13 protein-coding genes are annotated in these 15,544 nt (G+C 59.8%); 10 read left to right on the forward strand and 3 right to left on the reverse strand.

Translation table 11 applies throughout. The features are described from left to right. Position 1: 1 nt before the first annotated feature. The 4 genes from FHX08_RS02610 (at position 2) to FHX08_RS02625 (ending at position 2,683) form a co-directional block, all read left to right on the forward strand. Positions 2–745 carry an aspartate/glutamate racemase family protein gene (locus tag FHX08_RS02610; RefSeq protein ID WP_132653747.1) on the forward strand — a complete coding sequence of 248 codons (744 nt, stop codon included), beginning with the start codon at positions 2–4 and terminating at the stop codon, positions 743–745. Between the two features lie 2 nt (positions 746–747). After that, complete coding sequence (locus FHX08_RS02615; RefSeq protein ID WP_132653748.1) at positions 748–1,359, forward strand: flavin reductase family protein; 612 nt, start codon at positions 748–750, stop codon at positions 1,357–1,359. Positions 1,360–1,448: 89 nt separating this feature from the next. Next, positions 1,449–1,937, forward strand: a complete 489-nt coding sequence (locus FHX08_RS02620; protein ID WP_132653749.1) for a heme-degrading domain-containing protein — start codon at positions 1,449–1,451, stop codon at positions 1,935–1,937. A gap of 122 nt (positions 1,938–2,059) precedes the next feature. Beyond that, positions 2,060–2,683, forward strand: a complete 624-nt coding sequence (locus tag FHX08_RS02625) for a DUF2799 domain-containing protein (protein ID WP_184326842.1) — start codon at positions 2,060–2,062, stop codon at positions 2,681–2,683. Positions 2,684–2,693: 10 nt separating this feature from the next. Here the strand turns inward: FHX08_RS02625 and FHX08_RS02630 are convergent, their stop codons facing one another. After that, positions 2,694–3,938, reverse strand: coding sequence for an AGE family epimerase/isomerase (locus FHX08_RS02630; RefSeq protein WP_132653751.1), 1,245 nt, complete (start codon positions 3,936–3,938; stop codon positions 2,694–2,696). A 171-nt stretch (positions 3,939–4,109) separates the two neighbouring features. Here FHX08_RS02630 and metH point away from each other — a divergent pair, with 171 nt between their 5' ends. After that, positions 4,110–7,883 (forward strand): methionine synthase, encoded by a 3,774-nt coding sequence (metH, locus tag FHX08_RS02635; protein WP_132653752.1) that lies wholly within the window; start codon positions 4,110–4,112, stop codon positions 7,881–7,883. 113 nt (positions 7,884–7,996) lie between these two features. Here the strand turns inward: metH and FHX08_RS02640 are convergent, their stop codons facing one another. Then, a complete protein-coding gene (locus FHX08_RS02640) occupies positions 7,997–8,761 on the reverse strand; it encodes a GntR family transcriptional regulator (protein WP_132653753.1) in 765 nt (254 codons plus the stop codon). Beyond that, positions 8,758–9,642 carry an N-acetylglucosamine kinase gene (locus tag FHX08_RS02645; RefSeq protein ID WP_184326843.1) on the reverse strand — a complete coding sequence of 295 codons (885 nt, stop codon included), beginning with the start codon at positions 9,640–9,642 and terminating at the stop codon, positions 8,758–8,760. The genes FHX08_RS02640 and FHX08_RS02645 overlap by 4 nt, the downstream gene beginning before the upstream one ends. A gap of 531 nt (positions 9,643–10,173) precedes the next feature. Between FHX08_RS02645 and FHX08_RS02650 the strand changes: the two genes are divergently transcribed. The 5 genes from FHX08_RS02650 (at position 10,174) to FHX08_RS02670 (ending at position 15,530) form a co-directional block, all read left to right on the forward strand. Beyond that, positions 10,174–11,433, forward strand: a complete 1,260-nt coding sequence (locus FHX08_RS02650; protein WP_132653755.1) for an ABC transporter substrate-binding protein — start codon at positions 10,174–10,176, stop codon at positions 11,431–11,433. A 217-nt stretch (positions 11,434–11,650) separates the two neighbouring features. Then, on the forward strand, positions 11,651–12,598 hold the full coding sequence (locus FHX08_RS02655) for a carbohydrate ABC transporter permease (RefSeq protein WP_132653756.1): 948 nt from the start codon (positions 11,651–11,653) through the stop codon (positions 12,596–12,598). A gap of 13 nt (positions 12,599–12,611) precedes the next feature. Next, entirely contained in the window at positions 12,612–13,454 is an 843-nt protein-coding gene (locus FHX08_RS02660; protein ID WP_132653757.1) for a carbohydrate ABC transporter permease, read from the forward strand. Then, a complete protein-coding gene (locus FHX08_RS02665) occupies positions 13,451–14,518 on the forward strand; it encodes a Gfo/Idh/MocA family protein (RefSeq protein ID WP_132653758.1) in 1,068 nt (355 codons plus the stop codon). The genes FHX08_RS02660 and FHX08_RS02665 overlap by 4 nt, the downstream gene beginning before the upstream one ends. A gap of 10 nt (positions 14,519–14,528) precedes the next feature. After that, entirely contained in the window at positions 14,529–15,530 is a 1,002-nt protein-coding gene (locus FHX08_RS02670) for an ABC transporter ATP-binding protein (protein ID WP_132653759.1), read from the forward strand. Positions 15,531–15,544: the final 14 nt, after the last annotated feature.

The raw sequence follows: 15,544 nt of genomic DNA on the forward strand, positions 1-15,544 counted from the left end.
CATGCGCATATTGATCATCAATCCCAATACGACCGCCTCCATGACCGAGAAAGCGGCAGCCGCTGCCAGTGCGGTTGCCGCCGCCGGCACCGAGATCATTGCAGCCACCTCACGCATGGGGCCCGTCTCAATTGAGGGACATTATGACGGGGCGCTAGCTATCCCCGGTCTGCTGACGGAGCTGAGAGAGCGGCAGGCGGCAGGTTATGATGCCGCGATTGTCGCCTGTTTCGACGATACCGGGCTCGATGCAGCGCGTACCTTTGCAAATGTTCCGGTTCTCGGACTTTGTGAATCCGCTGTCGCTACCGCGGGCTTCCTCGCCCAGCGCTTTACGGTCGTGACCACTCTGGAGCGCTCCCGTGTGCTCATCGACAATCTCGTGCGCCGCTATGGCATGGGCGGGCGGGCGAAGGTGCGGGCATCGGATATTCCGGTGCTGGAACTCGAAGACGAAACATCAGGGGCGATCGGCAAACTGAAAGCGGAAATCGAGCGGGCGCTTTCGGAGGATGGTGCGGAAGCCGTCGTGCTCGGCTGTGCCGGCATGACCGCTCTGGCGCGCGAATTGCAGGAGCTCTATGGCGTGCCCGTCATCGATGGTGTGGCGGCAGCGGTCAAGCAGGCTGAAGCGCTGGTTTCGCTTGGTCTTTCCACGAGCAAGCGTGGCTCCTATGCCTCGCCGCTGCCGAAGGCTTTCACGGGCGCGATGAGCGGCTTTGCACCGATCCGGGCGGTTGGCTGAGCATGGCCGTTTCCTTCGATTTCGCCGCCCTCAGCGAACGCGAACGCTACAAGCTGATGATTGGCACGATCATTCCCCGGCCGATCGCGCTGGTAACGACTGTTGATGAGGAGGGGCGCGTCAATGCCGCACCCTTCTCCTTCTTCAACTGCCTGTCGGCCGATCCGCCGATCCTGGCCATCGGCGTCGAAAACCACCCGGATATGTCGTTCAAGGATACCGGCCATAATATCCGCATAACCGAGGTTTTCACGGTCAATATCGTCTCCTTCGCGATCGCCAAGGCCATGCATATTTGCGGCGCCAAATATCCGCGTGGCGTCAACGAGTTGAAGGAGGCAGGACTGACGGCGATGCCGGGCGTGAAGGTCGCATCGCCCTGGATCGAGGAGGCGCCGGCGGCCTTCGAATGCCGTCGGCATGTGACGCTCGAACTCGGCAAATCGCGGCAGATCATCATGGGCGAGATCGTCTATGCACATTACCGCGACGGGGTGGTCGATCCCGAGCGGCTGCATGTGGATCCAGCCATGGTCGATGCCATCGCACGGCTTGGCGGCGATACCTGCTCGACCATCCGCGACCGCTTCGAGATGCTGACGCCGAAACTCTAAGCCGTGCAAAGCGCCAAGTTTTGACTTTACTTTTTCCCTTCGCGTGAGAATGGTCACAGCCGATCATCGCGCCAGAGGAGGGCCGTGCCATGTCTATCGACGAGGATTTGATCCGTATCGCCGAGCAGGAAAAGGCTTTGAGCTTCGATGCGTTCGATCTGACGACTGCATGGCAGCTCGGCAAGCTCCTGCAGGAGTTGGCCACCGAACGCGGCCTCGGCATTGCGATCGATATCACGCTGCATTCCATGCCCGTCTTCTATGCGGCGCTGCCGGGTGTCACGCCTGACAACGTCAACTGGGTGCGTCGAAAGCGCAATATGGTCTTCCGCTATTTTCGCAGCAGCTATGCCTCCGGCCTGAAGCTGCAGAAGGAAGGTAAGACGGTGGAGGACAACGGTCTTTCTGCCGCCGATTATGCGCCGCATGGCGGGAGCTTCCCAATCAATGTCAGAGGCACGGGCTGTGTCGGTGCCGTCACCGTTTCCGGTCTACCGCAGCGGGACGATCATAATCTCGCTGTCGAGGCGCTGGCGCTGATCCTGGCGAAGGATCTCGATATGTTGCGGCTTGCATAAAGCCGCCTCTTTGTTGACAAATAAAGGCCACGGAATCTTCAAAATCGCGGTCCGTTCTCGGTGACCCTTGTATTTCGTGACGATAAGGTGCGCCCGGTTTTGTGACTTGCCGCCGGGACACCATGTTACGTTTGCTCTTTGCCTTTGCTGCTACTGGTCTCAGTCTTTTCCTCGTCTCCTGCAATACGCTCTCGAAGGAAGAATGCGTCGCCGCCGATTGGCGGGTGATCGGTCAATCCGATGGCGCTGCCGGTTACGAGCCGCAGGAGCGTTTTGCCGCCCACGCCAAGTCCTGCGAGCGGATAAAGATCGTGCCCGATCAGACCATCTGGTATCAGGGCTATCAGGCGGGCCTCGTGCGCTATTGTACGCCGATGAGCGGTCTGATGCATGGGCAGGCGGGTCACGGCTACTCCAATGTCTGCCCGCCCGAAACGGCACCCGGTTTCCTGCGCGGCTATACGCTCGGCAACCGTCAGAACTCGCAGCAGTCGCGGCTGAACTCGCTACAGAGCGACTATATGTCGAAGGAAACCGAGATCGACGACCTGTCACGCAAGCTCAAAGATGCTCCGGATGCGAACCGGCGCGATATCCGTCGGCGGATTGACGATCTTGAAGACGATCTGCGCCGCATTCGCCGCGAGCAGCGAGATGTGCAGGACGAACTCGACAATACCAGCGCCGAGGTGCAGTGGTTCCAGCAGAACCCGAACGCCGCGCCGCCGGTCATGCCAGGCTACTGAGGCTTTCGCCTCAGAGCTTGCCGCCGGCTTCGATAATACCCTTGGTCAGGCTGCCCGTTGCCGGGAAGAGCGGGATGAGGCAGGCCTGCAGGGCATGGTAGATGTCGCCCTTGCCGGGAAAGAGCGAGTGTGAGGGCACCAGATCTTCCGTCAGTTCCTCATGCCAGCCGCCATTCTTGTGGTCGATAAACGCGCGCTCGATCACGTTCCAGATCTTGCGGTAGCATTCCTCGTGATAATCGCTCGGCAGGTGCTCGTTGAGGAAATGCGCGGCCGCGGCACCCTCGCAGGCGGGCCACCAGAGTTTGTTGCGCTTGGCGGGCTTGTCGGCCCAATCGAGCGTGTAGAAGAAGCCGCCCTTGTCATTATCCCAGCCGAGAACCATAGATTGCTCGAAAAGGGCCTTGGCGGCATCCGGCATCCATTCGATTTTCTTGCCGCCGAGCGCCCAGAGCTGCAGGATCAGGCGGGTCCATTCCAGCCAATGACCCGGCGTTGTGCCGGCCGGGCGGAACATTTCGTTCGGATGATAGTAATCCTTATCGAGGTTCCATTCGGCATCGAAATGTTCGGCGACACGCCAGTCGACGGAACCAGCCGAACGGCGAATGACGAGATCGGCAATGCTCTCGGCCTTGGTCAGATACTCCCGATCGCCGGTCGCTTCGAAGGCAGCCATCAGCGCTTCGGTGAGATGCATGTTGGAGTTCTGGCCGCGATAGGTGCCGCCGTCGAGCGGTTGCCAGTCGGCGGTGAATTCTTCCGCAATGGCGCCGTGCTTGGCTTCCCAGAATTTTGTGTTCAGAACCTCGGTAATATCGGCGAGCATGCCATCGGCGAGCGGGTGGCCGATCGTCTTGGCTGAGGACGCAGCAAGGAGAACGAAGGCATGGCCGTAGCCCTGCTTGTTGGAATCGACGGGACCGTTGTTATTCACTGACCAGACGTAACCGCCATTCTTGCGGTCGCGGTGTTGGTTCCAGATGTAGTTCATGCCGTGATCGACGACATCGGCCGCACCCGGGCGGCCGAGCAGCGTGCCGATCGAGAAGCAGTGGACGGCGCGTGAAGCGATATGGAGTGGGCGCACCTGGCCTTCGGCATCGAGCGGCTTGCCAGCGTCGTCGAGGTCGTAGAAGCCGCCATTGGGATTAATGGAATTGTGCTGGAAGAAATCGAAGAGACCGTTGGCCTGCGAAAGCAGCCAGTCTCGGTGATAGGTGCGGGTGGACCAGTTGCCGAGTGCAGATGCCATGATACTCCTCCGAATTCGTGCACAATGCCTTGGGAAACGCCTATATAGGGGTCAGGCGAGTCTGTCATCCGCCAAGGCTTGCAATGCTCTAAAGCAATCGGCATATGTTGACATAAAGATATCTTTATGTGATTTGTCGTTTCCGATCTTATGACGTCAAGGAGCCTTCCCGTGTTCGACAATCTCTTTGGTCCCGAAGGGGGCAAGCGTGATGGCAGTGAAGTTTTTGCGGCGCTGAAGAACGCTGCCAGCGAACGCATCCTCGTTCTTGACGGCGCCATGGGCACGCAGATCCAGGGCCTGGGCTTCGATGAAGACCATTTTCGCGGCGACCGCTTCATCGGCTGTGCCTGCCATCAGAAGGGCAATAATGACCTGCTGATCCTGTCGCAGCCGGATGCGATCGAGGAAATCCACTATAAATACGCCAAGGCCGGTGCCGATATCCTCGAAACCAACACCTTCTCCTCGACCCGCATCGCGCAGGCCGATTACCAGATGGAAGGCGAGGTCTATGCGCTGAACAAGGAAGGGGCCGAGATCGTGCGCCGCGCCGCCCAGCGGGCGGAGCGCGAAGACGGCAAGCGCCGTTTCGTTGCCGGTGCCATCGGCCCCACGAACCGCACGGCCTCCATCTCGCCTGACGTCAACAATCCGGGCTTCCGCGCCGTCACCTTCGATGACCTGCGCGAAGCCTATGCCGAGCAGATCGACGGCCTGATCGATGGTGGCGCCGATATCATCCTGATCGAGACAATCTTCGACACGCTGAACGCCAAGGCGGCAATCTTCGCCTGCGAGGAGCGTTTCGAGGCCAAGGGCATTCGTCTGCCTGTCATGATCTCCGGTACGATCACCGACCTTTCGGGCCGCACGCTGTCCGGCCAGACGCCGAGCGCTTTCTGGAATTCGGTGCGTCACGCCAACCCGTTCACGATCGGATTGAACTGTGCGCTTGGCGCCAATGCGATGCGCCCGCATCTGCAGGAGCTTTCAGGTGTCGCCGACACGTTCGTCTGCGCCTATCCGAACGCTGGCCTGCCGAACGAATTCGGCCAGTATGATGAAACGCCGGAATCCATGTCGGCTCAGATCGAGGGCTTTGCCCGCGACGGTCTCGTCAACATCGTCGGCGGCTGCTGCGGCTCGACGCCGGACCATATCCGTGCCATCGCGCAGGCCGTTTCCAAGTACAAGCCGCGCCCGATCCCGGAACACAAGCCGCTGATGTCGCTGTCGGGTCTCGAGCCCTTTCAGCTCACCAAGGACATTCCCTTCGTCAATGTCGGCGAGCGTACCAACGTCACCGGCTCGGCCAAGTTCCGCAAGCTGATCACCAACGCCGATTTCACGGCAGCGCTCGATGTCGCCCGCGACCAGGTCGAGAACGGCGCGCAGGTCATCGACATCAACATGGACGAGGGCCTGATCGATTCCGAGAAGGCGATGGTCGAGTTCCTGAACCTGATCGCCGCCGAGCCGGATATCGCCCGCGTGCCTGTGATGATCGATAGTTCGAAGTTCTCGATCATCGAATCCGGCCTGAAACGCGTCCAGGGCAAGCCGATCGTCAACTCGATCTCACTGAAGGAAGGCGAGGAGAACTTTCTCGCCCAGGCGCGCCTGCTGCGCAATTATGGCGCGGCCGTCGTCGTCATGGCTTTCGATGAGACGGGGCAGGCGGACAGCTACGAGCGCAAGGTCGAGATTTGCACGCGCGCCTATAAGCTGCTGACGGAAAAGGTCGGCTTTCCGCCAGAAGATATCATCTTTGATCCGAACATCTTCGCGGTCGCGACCGGTATCGAAGAACACAATAATTACGGCGTCGACTTCATCGAGGCCACGCGCACGATCCGAAAGACCATGCCGCTCGTGCATATTTCCGGCGGCGTGTCGAACCTTTCCTTCTCCTTCCGCGGCAACGAGCCGGTGCGCGAGGCGATGCACGCCGTCTTCCTCTACCACGCCATTCAGGCGGGCATGGACATGGGCATCGTCAATGCCGGACAGTTGGCCGTCTACGACCAGATCGATCCGGAACTGCGCGAGGCCTGCGAAGACGTGGTGCTGAACCGCCGCGCCGACGCGACCGAGAGGTTGCTCGAGGTTGCCGAACGCTTCCGCGGCGCCGGCGCCAAGGAAGCCAAGGCGCAGGATCTTTCCTGGCGCGAGTGGAGCGTCGAAAAACGTCTCGAACACGCGCTTGTCAACGGTATTACCGAATATATCGAAGCCGATACCGAAGAAGCTCGCCAGCAGGCCGCGCGCCCGTTGCACGTCATCGAAGGCCCGCTGATGGCCGGCATGAATGTCGTCGGCGACCTCTTCGGCTCTGGCAAGATGTTCCTGCCGCAGGTGGTCAAGTCCGCCCGGGTCATGAAGCAGGCCGTTGCCGTTCTTCTTCCCTATATGGAAGAAGAGAAGCGCCAGAATGGCGGCGATGAACGTCAGTCCGCAGGCAAGATTCTGATGGCGACCGTCAAGGGCGACGTGCACGATATCGGCAAGAACATCGTCGGCGTCGTGCTCGCCTGCAACAATTACGAGATCATCGACCTCGGCGTCATGGTGCCGGCGACGAAGATCTTGGAAACGGCGGTTGCCGAGAAGGTCGATGTCATCGGTCTCTCGGGCCTCATCACGCCATCGCTCGACGAGATGGTGCATGTCGCGGCCGAAATGGAGCGGCAGGGCCTCGATATTCCGCTTCTGATCGGCGGCGCCACAACCAGCCGCGTGCACACGGCCGTCAAGATACATCCAGGCTATAACAAGGGCCAGACGGTCTATGTGACGGATGCGAGCCGCGCCGTCGGTGTTGTCTCGTCGCTGCTGTCGCCGGAGGGCCGCCAGACCTATATCGATGAGATCAAGGCGGAATATGCCAAGGTCGCCGCCGCCCATGCGCGCAGCGAAGCCGAGAAGGTGCGCCTGCCGCTCGCGCGTGCTCGCGAGAATGCGCAGAAGATCGACTGGACGGCTTACAAGCCAACCACGCCGAGCTTCCTTGGAAGCAAGGTATTCGAAGATTACGATCTGGCAGAGCTTGCGAAATACATCGACTGGACGCCGTTCTTCCAGACTTGGGAGCTGCGCGGCCGCTACCCGGCGATCCTCGAGGATGAGAAACAGGGCGAAGCAGCACGCGCCCTCTGGGCCGACGCTCAGGCGATGCTGAAGAAGATCATCGACGAGAAGTGGTTCCGTCCCCGCGCCGTTATCGGCTTTTGGCCGGCCGGCACTGTCGGCGACGATATCCGCCTCTTCAAGGATGATGCCCGCAAGGAGAAACTGGCTACCTTCTACACGTTGCGCCAGCAGCTTTCGAAGCGCGACGGCCGTCCGAATGTAGCGTTGTCGGACTTCGTAGCGCCCGTCGATAGCGGCGTGCAGGATTATGTCGGCGGCTTCGTCGTGACCGCCGGCTTCGAGGAGATCGCCATTGCCGAGCGTTTCGAGCGCTCGAATGACGACTATTCCTCGATTCTGGTCAAGGCGCTTGCCGACCGCTTCGCTGAAGCCTTCGCCGAATGCATGCACGAACGTGTGCGCCGCGAGTATTGGGGCTATGCCAGGGATGAGCACCTCTCCAACGAGGAGCTCATCACCGAGGCCTATGCCGGTATCCGTCCGGCGCCCGGCTATCCCGCGCAGCCCGATCACACTGAGAAGAAGACGCTGTTTTCCCTTCTCGACGCAGAGAACACTGCCGGCGTGAAGCTGACGGAGAGCTATGCGATGTGGCCGGGCTCCTCGGTTTCCGGCATCTATATCGCCCACCCCGACTCCTATTATTTCGGCGTCGCCAAGGTCGAGCGCGATCAGGTGGAAGACTATGCCAAGCGTAAGGGCATGGAGATATCCGAGGTCGAGCGCTGGCTCGGACCGGTTCTCAATTATGTGCCGCGTAAGGCCGATGAGGATATCGAAGACGCGGCCTGATTGCCGAATCTATTCCGTCACTTCAGGCTAGGCGCTCAGTGATCGATCTAATGAACGGAAAAGCCGGAAAGTGATTCACTTTCCGGCTTTAACTTTTTGAAGTGAATGAGATTTCAGTTGGCCCCGATCGTCAGTTCGGCCACAAAATCATAGGCATCGCCGCGATAGAGTGAGCGCGTGAATTCCACCGCGCGGCCGGAGCCGAGATAGGAAATACGCTCAATGGAAAGCCCGGCCTGGCCGACGGGGACGCCGAGCAAATGGGCGTCGGCTTCCTTCATGTTGGTCGCGGAAATGCGCTGGACAGCGCGGACGGGACGCACGCCGAGGCGCTCCAGCTCGGCATAGAGCGAGTTGCCGACGGCGGAAGGATCGGGCAGGAATTCGCCTGACACGCTCGCATTTTCGATCGCCAGGGGCTGGTCGTCGGCGATGCGCAGGCGCGAGAGGCGTGAGACCTTGATGTCGGTGCCGAGGCCGAGGATCATCATTTCATCGGGCGAGGGCGTATGGACGCCCTTATGCAGCCATTCAGAGCGGGCGGTCATGCCGCGCCGGGCCATATCTTCGGTGAAAGAAGTGAGTTGCGACAGGCGCTGCTCGACCTTGGATACCGGCTTTGTGACGAAGGTGCCTGAGCCGTGGCGGCGTACCAGCAGGCCGTCGGCCACAAGCTCGTCGATCGCCTTGCGCACAGTGACGCGGCTGACAGCGGCGAATTCGGCGATGTCGCGTTCGGGCGGCAAGGCGTCGCCATAGGCGAGGGTTCCGGTGCGGACAGCGTCTTCCAACGTGCGGCGCAGCTTCACATAAAGTGGACCGGTGCCGCCGGCCTGAAGGCGTTCGGGGGAGAGAATAGAGGCGAGATCATCGGTCATGCCGCGCCTCTCTGCTGTTCGTTCAAGAGTTTGACTGCGAGATCGACGGCACCCTGCAGCGCATCTGCCTTCGGCTCCGACAGCAATGCCTTGTGTCGATCAGCGATCCAGGGATGATAGGCTTTGGCAAGGCCGCCGAGCAGGCAGACCGATGGGCATCTCGGCCAAGTGAGCACATCGAGGCTTTGATCGATGGCAAGCGCTGCATCCTTGATAATCTCGATTGCGGTGGCGTCGCCGGCCGCAGCACCTTCGAAGACGGCGGGAGCATAACGAGCGAAATCGGTGGGCCGGGCCGTATGGGCGAATTCGACGAGCCGTTCCGGATCATTGCCGTATTCGGCCATGACTTTGATCGTTAGGGGGGAGGCGGGGCGAACCTCGTCATAGGCGAGGAGAGATTTTTCCAGGAGGTCGCGACCGAGACGGGCGCCGCTCGCCTGATCGCCGACGATTGAGCCCCAGCCGCCAATGCCACGAAGCTTGCCGTCCCGTCGCGCATAATAGACGGAGCCGGTACCGAAGGCGCCGACGACGCCATCGGCGTCGCCGAGCGCGCCCTGCAGTGAAATAAGCGCATCGGTAACCACGCGGCCGTTTTTGAAGGGCAGAGCCTTTTCGATCCGCTTGCCGTAGTCGCCGACATTCGCGCCGGCAACGCCGAGCACGGCAGAGACCGTGGAAACGGCTTCACTTTTGAATCCTGCATCGCGCAGGGCCGCACGGGCAGATTCGACGATGTTGATCAGAGAGTTTTCCAGATCGGAAAGGATATTAGCAGGGCCAGCCTTGCCGTGACCGATGACCTTACCCATTCTGTCCGCAACTGCGGCCCGGCAGCTTGTTCCGCCGCCGTCTATGCCGATTGCAAGCTCCGTCATCGGACCTCCGGATACGCCGTTCCCTTGTGTTTTTAGTACAATACCAAAAAAATACCATTTACCAAGTGGAAATGATCGCGAAATGTGGTCTTTTTATCTTATTGATTTTGCGTGATAAAATTTTTTAATCAATTTTCTCTGGCCCAAAAGTTAATTTCGGCTGGACAATTGGTATTTTTTTGGCCTTAATTCCGAAAAAGGGAACAGCGTATCGAGGCATGTAGAAACCGGCAAAGAAAAACAAGGCCGGACAGGTTTCGAGGAAGGTGCAGACAGCGATCCGCAGGGCCGGCTCGGCTCATGGATGCGCAAGCCATCTCTCCACGCTTTTTCTTTATTTTTCAGCGCCCGGTTCAGCGTATCGGGAGGGCGCGCCATCCGACCGGAGACGCCAGTTTCCGCGTCGGTCGAGCTTCGGGGCCGGCAATCCTGGCGGCTCCAAAAAGGGGCGTTGGGTGTTTCCTCAGGCACGCCAACTGCTTGTTTCAGACCGAAAACAGCGCCTAGCGGCGCTCAAAACAGGAGAGGGAAATGAAAAACACTGCTCTGAAAAGCTTGCTGCTTGCCTCCAGCCTGCTGTCGTCAGCCGGCCTCGTACATGCCGCTGACGTGACGCTCACAGTCGAAAGCTGGCGTAACGACGACCTGCAGATCTGGCAGGAAAAGATCATCCCGGCTTTCGAAGCCAAGAACCCGGGCATCAAGATCGTCTTCTCGCCAACCGCTCCGACTGAATATAACGCTTCGCTGAACGCCAAACTCGATGCCGGCTCTGCAGGCGACATCATCACCTGCCGTCCATTCGACGCTTCGCTCGAACTCTTCAACAAGAAGCAGCTTGCCGACCTTACCAGCCTGTCCGGCATGGAAAACTTCTCGCCGGTCGCCAAGGCTGCCTGGTCGACGGATGACGGCAAGTCGACCTTCTGCGTGCCGATGGCTTCGGTCATTCACGGCTTCATCTACAATAAGGATGCCTTCGACAAGCTCGGTATTGCTGTTCCGAAGACGGAAGACGAATTCTTCGCAGCCCTCGACAAGATCAAGGCTGACGGTACCTACATTCCGCTCGCCATGGGCACGAAGGATCTCTGGGAAGCCGCAACCATGGGCTACCAGAATATCGGTCCGAACTACTGGAAAGGTGAAGAGGGCCGCTTAGCGCTGATCGCTGGCAAGCAGAAGCTGACGGATCCCGCCTGGGTCAAGCCCTTCGAGGAACTTGCCAAGTGGAAGCCCTATCTCGGTGACGGTTTCGAAGCCCAGACCTACTCGGACAGTCAGAACCTCTTCACGCTCGGCCGCGCCGCAATCTACCCGGCCGGTTCATGGGAAATCGCCCTGTTCAACACGCAGGCCCAGTTCAAGATGGGTGCCTTCCCGCCGCCGGTTCCGAAGTCTGGCGACCAGGGCTACATCTCCGATCATCCGGATATCGGCGTCGGCCTGAACACCAAGAGCACGCACCAGGAGGAAGCCAAGAAGTTCCTCACCTGGGTCGCTTCACCCGAGTTCGCAGACATTTATGCGAATGCGCTACCGGGCTTCTTCAGCCTGAACTCCAACCCGGTCAAGATGAGCGATCCGCTCGCTCAGGAGTTCGTTTCCTGGCGCGGCCCGTACAAGTCGACCGTCCGCTCCACCTATCAAATCCTGTCGCGCGGCACGCCGAACCTTGAAAACGAGACTTGGGTTGAATCGGCAAACGTCATCAACGGCACGGATACGCCGGCCGCTGCTGCCGAGAAGCTGCAGAAGGGCCTCGACAGCTGGTACAAGCCAGGCAAGTAAGCCTGTCATTCAAGGTAAGGGGCGGCTTCAAGCCGGCCCTTACCGGCCTGCCGGCCATCTTGTCTCGCAAGGGCAGGAGACTCGCAGCCGCCTCTTGGCCCGTTGTTTTCAGGTATGGGCCCGATCCTGCTCTCCGGACAGAGTGAGGAGGAGTGAGGGGCAAGATTTTCACCTGAGCTGCGCCTGTCGGCCCAGCCAATAAGAACAGGCAAAAGCCATGAGCGAAGCCGACAACGCAGTCGACGTGATCCCGATCAAGCGTCCCATACGCTGGCATATCGGCATCTTCCTTCTTCCGGCATTCATCGTCTATTCGGCGATCATGATCCTGCCGCTGATCGAAACGCTCCGGCTTTCCTTCTACAATACGGTTGATGGCGCCCCGGCCTTCGTCGGCTTCGCCAATTATCAAGTTCTCTTCGGCGATCCGCGGTGGGTGCATGACTTCTGGAATGCGCTGCGCAACAATGTGATCTTTTTCATCATCCATATGTGCGTGCAGAATCCGATCGGCATTGCGCTGGCTGCGCTTCTGTCGACGCCGCGGCTGCGTTTTGTCGCCTTCTATCGCACTGCAATCTTCCTGCCGACGCTGCTCTCCTTCGTCATCGTCGGCTTTATCTGGAAGCTGATCCTTTCGCCGATCTGGGGCGTGGCACCCTGGCTGATGAGCTTCGTCGGTTTGAAATGGGCATTTGCGCCCTGGCTCGGCCAGTCCGGTCCTGCGCTGATCGCCGTGTCGCTGATCTCCAACTGGCAATATATCGGCATCCCGATGATGCTGATCTATGCGGCGCTTCTGAGCATCCCTGAGGAGGTGATCGAGGCTGCGGAATGCGACGGCATTACCGGCTGGGCGCAGTTCTGGAAGATCAAGCTGCCGCTGGTGCTGCCGGCAATCGGTATCATCTCGATCCTGACCTTCGTCGGCAATTTCAACGCCTTTGACCTGATCTATACGGTCCAGGGCGCGCTTGCCGGCCCCGATATGTCAACGGATATTCTGGGTACGCTGCTCTATCGCACCTTCTTCGGTTTCCAGCTCCAGCTCGGCGACCGGTCCATGGGTGCGACTATCGCAACGGTCATGTTCCTGATCATCCTTGCCGGCGTCTCCTTCTACCTTTTCGCCATCCAGCGGCGCATGCGCCGCTATCAGTTCTGAGGAGTGTGAGCCCATGTCGAACAGAGCGCGCACATCCCCCATTCGCACCGGCCTCGTGCATCTGGCGCTGATCGCCTATACGCTGATTGCGATCTTCCCGGTGTTCCTGACGATCGTGAATTCGTTCAAGGACCGCAATGCGATCTTCCGCTCGCCGCTGCAGGTGCCCACACCTTCGACTTTCAGCCTGATCGGCTATCAGACTGTGCTGGGGCAGGGTGACTTCGCCACCTATTTCCAGAACAGCTTTATTGTGACGATCGTGGCGATCTTCCTCGTGCTGCTGTTCGGAGCTATGGCCGCCTTCGCGCTGTCGGAATATCGCTTCAAGGGCAATACCTTGATGGGCCTCTATATGGCGATCGGAATCATGATCCCGATCCGCCTCGGCACGGTCGCCATCCTGCAGGGCATGGTCGCGACCGGTCTCGTCAACACGCTGACGGCGCTGATCCTCGTCTATACGGCGCAGGGCATTCCGCTCGCGATCTTCATCCTGTCGGAATTCATGCGCACCGTTTCCGACGACCTGAAGAATGCCGGGCGGATCGACGGACTCTCGGAATATGCGATCTTCTTCCGCCTCGTGCTGCCGCTGGTGCGGCCGGCTATGGCGACGGTCGCCGTCTTCACAATGATCCCGATCTGGAACGACCTCTGGTTCCCGCTGATCCTGGCGCCGTCCGAAGCTACGAAGACCGTAACGCTCGGCTCGCAGATCTTCATCGGCCAATTCGTCACCAACTGGAATGCGGTTCTGGCAGCGCTGTCGCTGGCGATCCTGCCGATCCTCGTCCTCTATGTCATCTTCTCGCGGCAACTGATCCGCGGCATTACCTCGGGAGCCGTCAAGTGAGCCAATCCGACAAGCCGATCCGCGTCCTCGTTGCAGGACTTGGCAATATGGGCCGCAGCCATGCGCTCGCCTATCACAACAATCCTGGCTACGAGATCGTCGGTCTCGTCAACCGCTCCAAACCGGCGCATCTGGCGCCGGAACTGGAGCAATATACGATCCATCCCGATTTCATGACGGCGCTTGCCGACTTGAAGCCGGATCTCTGCTCGATCAATACCTATTCGGACAGCCATGCCGATTACGCCGTTGCCGCCTTCGAGGCCGGCTGTGATGTGTTCGTCGAAAAGCCGTTGGCAACAACGGTTGCCGATGCCGAGCGCGTCGTGGCGGCGGCTAAGAAGGCCGGCAAGAAGCTGGTCATCGGTTACATCCTCCGCCACCACCCTTCCTGGAAGAAGCTGATCGAGGAAGCGCGGAAGCTCGGCGGCCCCTATGTTTTCCGCATGAACCTCAATCAGCAGTCCAGCGGCCCGACCTGGGATACGCACCAGGCTTTGATGCAAACGACCTCGCCGATCGTCGATTGCGGCGTCCACTATGTCGACGTCATGTGCCAGATCACCGATGCCAAGGCCATCGAAGTTCGCGGCATGGGCCTGCGCCTGTCGAATGAGATCGCGCCAGACATGTATAATTACGGCCATCTGCAGGTGCTCTATGAAGACGGTTCCGTCGGTTGGTACGAGGCCGGCTGGGGGCCGATGATTTCCGAAACTGCCTTCTTCGTGAAGGACGTCATGTCGCCGAATGGCGCTGTCTCGATCGTCATGGATCCGACGGCCAAGTCCGACGATATCGACACTCACACCAAAACTTCAGTCATTCGCCTTCATTCGGCAGAGACCGGGCCAGACGGCAAGTTCATCCGTCCCGATCAGGACATGACCATGGCGGGCGAGCCGGGCCATCAAGAGCTTTGCGACCTAGAGCAGGCCTTCATGCTGCGTGCTGTCCGTGAGGATCTGGACCTTACCCGCCATATGGATGATGCCGTGGCCTCGCTGCGCATCTGCCTTGCCGCTGACGAAAGCGTGCGCACCGGCCGACCGGTTAGACTATAAGGAAAGACTAGTGGGATCGCTTCAACTCAAATCCATCCGCAAGGCCTATGGCACTCATGACGTGCTGAAGGGCATCGACCTTGAGGTCAAGGACGGCGAATTCGTCATCTTCGTCGGCCCCTCAGGGTGCGGGAAATCGACCCTGCTGCGCAGCATTGCCGGCCTGGAAGACGTCACCTCGGGCGCCGTCATCATCAACGGCCGCGACGAGACGCTGACGCCGCCTGCCAAGCGCGGCATCGCCATGGTCTTCCAGTCCTACGCGCTCTATCCCCACCTGACGGTGAAGGACAATATGGGGCTTGGCCTCAAGCAGGCGGGTACTGCGAAGGACGAGATCGAAAAGCGCGTCACCAAGGCATCGTCGATGCTCTCGCTGGAACAATATCTCGCCCGCCGCCCGTCCGAACTTTCGGGCGGCCAGCGCCAGCGTGTGGCGATCGGCCGCGCCATCGTGCGTGAGCCGGAACTCTTTCTGTTCGACGAGCCGCTCTCCAACCTGGATGCGGCGCTGCGCGTGCAGACGCGTCTGGAAATCGCCCGTCTGCATCGCAGCCTGAAGGCGACGATGATCTACGTCACCCACGACCAAGTGGAAGCGATGACGCTTGCCGACAAGATCGTGGTACTGAATGCCGGTGCAATCGAGCAGATCGGCTCGCCGATGGAACTCTACAATCGCCCAGCCAATGTCTTCGTCGCCGGTTTCATCGGTTCGCCGCAGATGAACTTCATCCCCGGTGACAAGCTCGGTGATGCCAATGCAAAGACGGTCGGCATCCGCCCCGAGCATCTGACGCTGTCCCGCGACAGCGGCACGTGGAAGGCGAAGACCGTGCATGTCGAACATCTCGGTGCCGACACCATCGTCTATCTGGAATCAGAGCAGTGCGGCCTCGTCACAGCGCGTCTCTTCGGCGAACATAAGTATGAGCCGGACGAGATCGTCTATGCGACTCCGGATGGCACGCATATCCATCGCTTCGATGCCAACGGCAAGGCGATCCGCTGACCGTCGATCGAACG

The organism is Rhizobium sp. BK529, assembly GCF_014194105.1.
Taxonomy (GTDB): Bacteria; Pseudomonadota; Alphaproteobacteria; order Rhizobiales; family Rhizobiaceae; genus Rhizobium.

Excerpts from the sequence above, each read along its gene's own strand:
- FHX08_RS02610 (WP_132653747.1), top strand. The coding sequence starts at position 2 with ATGCGCATATTGATCATCAATCCCAATACGACCGCCTCCATGACCGAG.
- FHX08_RS02615 (WP_132653748.1), top strand. The coding sequence starts at position 748 with ATGGCCGTTTCCTTCGATTTCGCCGCCCTCAGCGAACGCGAACGCTAC.
- FHX08_RS02620 (WP_132653749.1), top strand. The coding sequence starts at position 1,449 with ATGTCTATCGACGAGGATTTGATCCGTATCGCCGAGCAGGAAAAGGCT.
- FHX08_RS02625 (WP_184326842.1), top strand. The coding sequence starts at position 2,060 with ATGTTACGTTTGCTCTTTGCCTTTGCTGCTACTGGTCTCAGTCTTTTC.
- FHX08_RS02630 (WP_132653751.1), bottom strand. The coding sequence starts at position 3,938 with ATGGCATCTGCACTCGGCAACTGGTCCACCCGCACCTATCACCGAGAC.
- FHX08_RS02640 (WP_132653753.1), bottom strand. The coding sequence starts at position 8,761 with ATGACCGATGATCTCGCCTCTATTCTCTCCCCCGAACGCCTTCAGGCC.
- FHX08_RS02645 (WP_184326843.1), bottom strand. The coding sequence starts at position 9,642 with ATGACGGAGCTTGCAATCGGCATAGACGGCGGCGGAACAAGCTGCCGG.
- FHX08_RS02650 (WP_132653755.1), top strand. The coding sequence starts at position 10,174 with ATGAAAAACACTGCTCTGAAAAGCTTGCTGCTTGCCTCCAGCCTGCTG.
- FHX08_RS02655 (WP_132653756.1), top strand. The coding sequence starts at position 11,651 with ATGAGCGAAGCCGACAACGCAGTCGACGTGATCCCGATCAAGCGTCCC.
- FHX08_RS02660 (WP_132653757.1), top strand. The coding sequence starts at position 12,612 with ATGTCGAACAGAGCGCGCACATCCCCCATTCGCACCGGCCTCGTGCAT.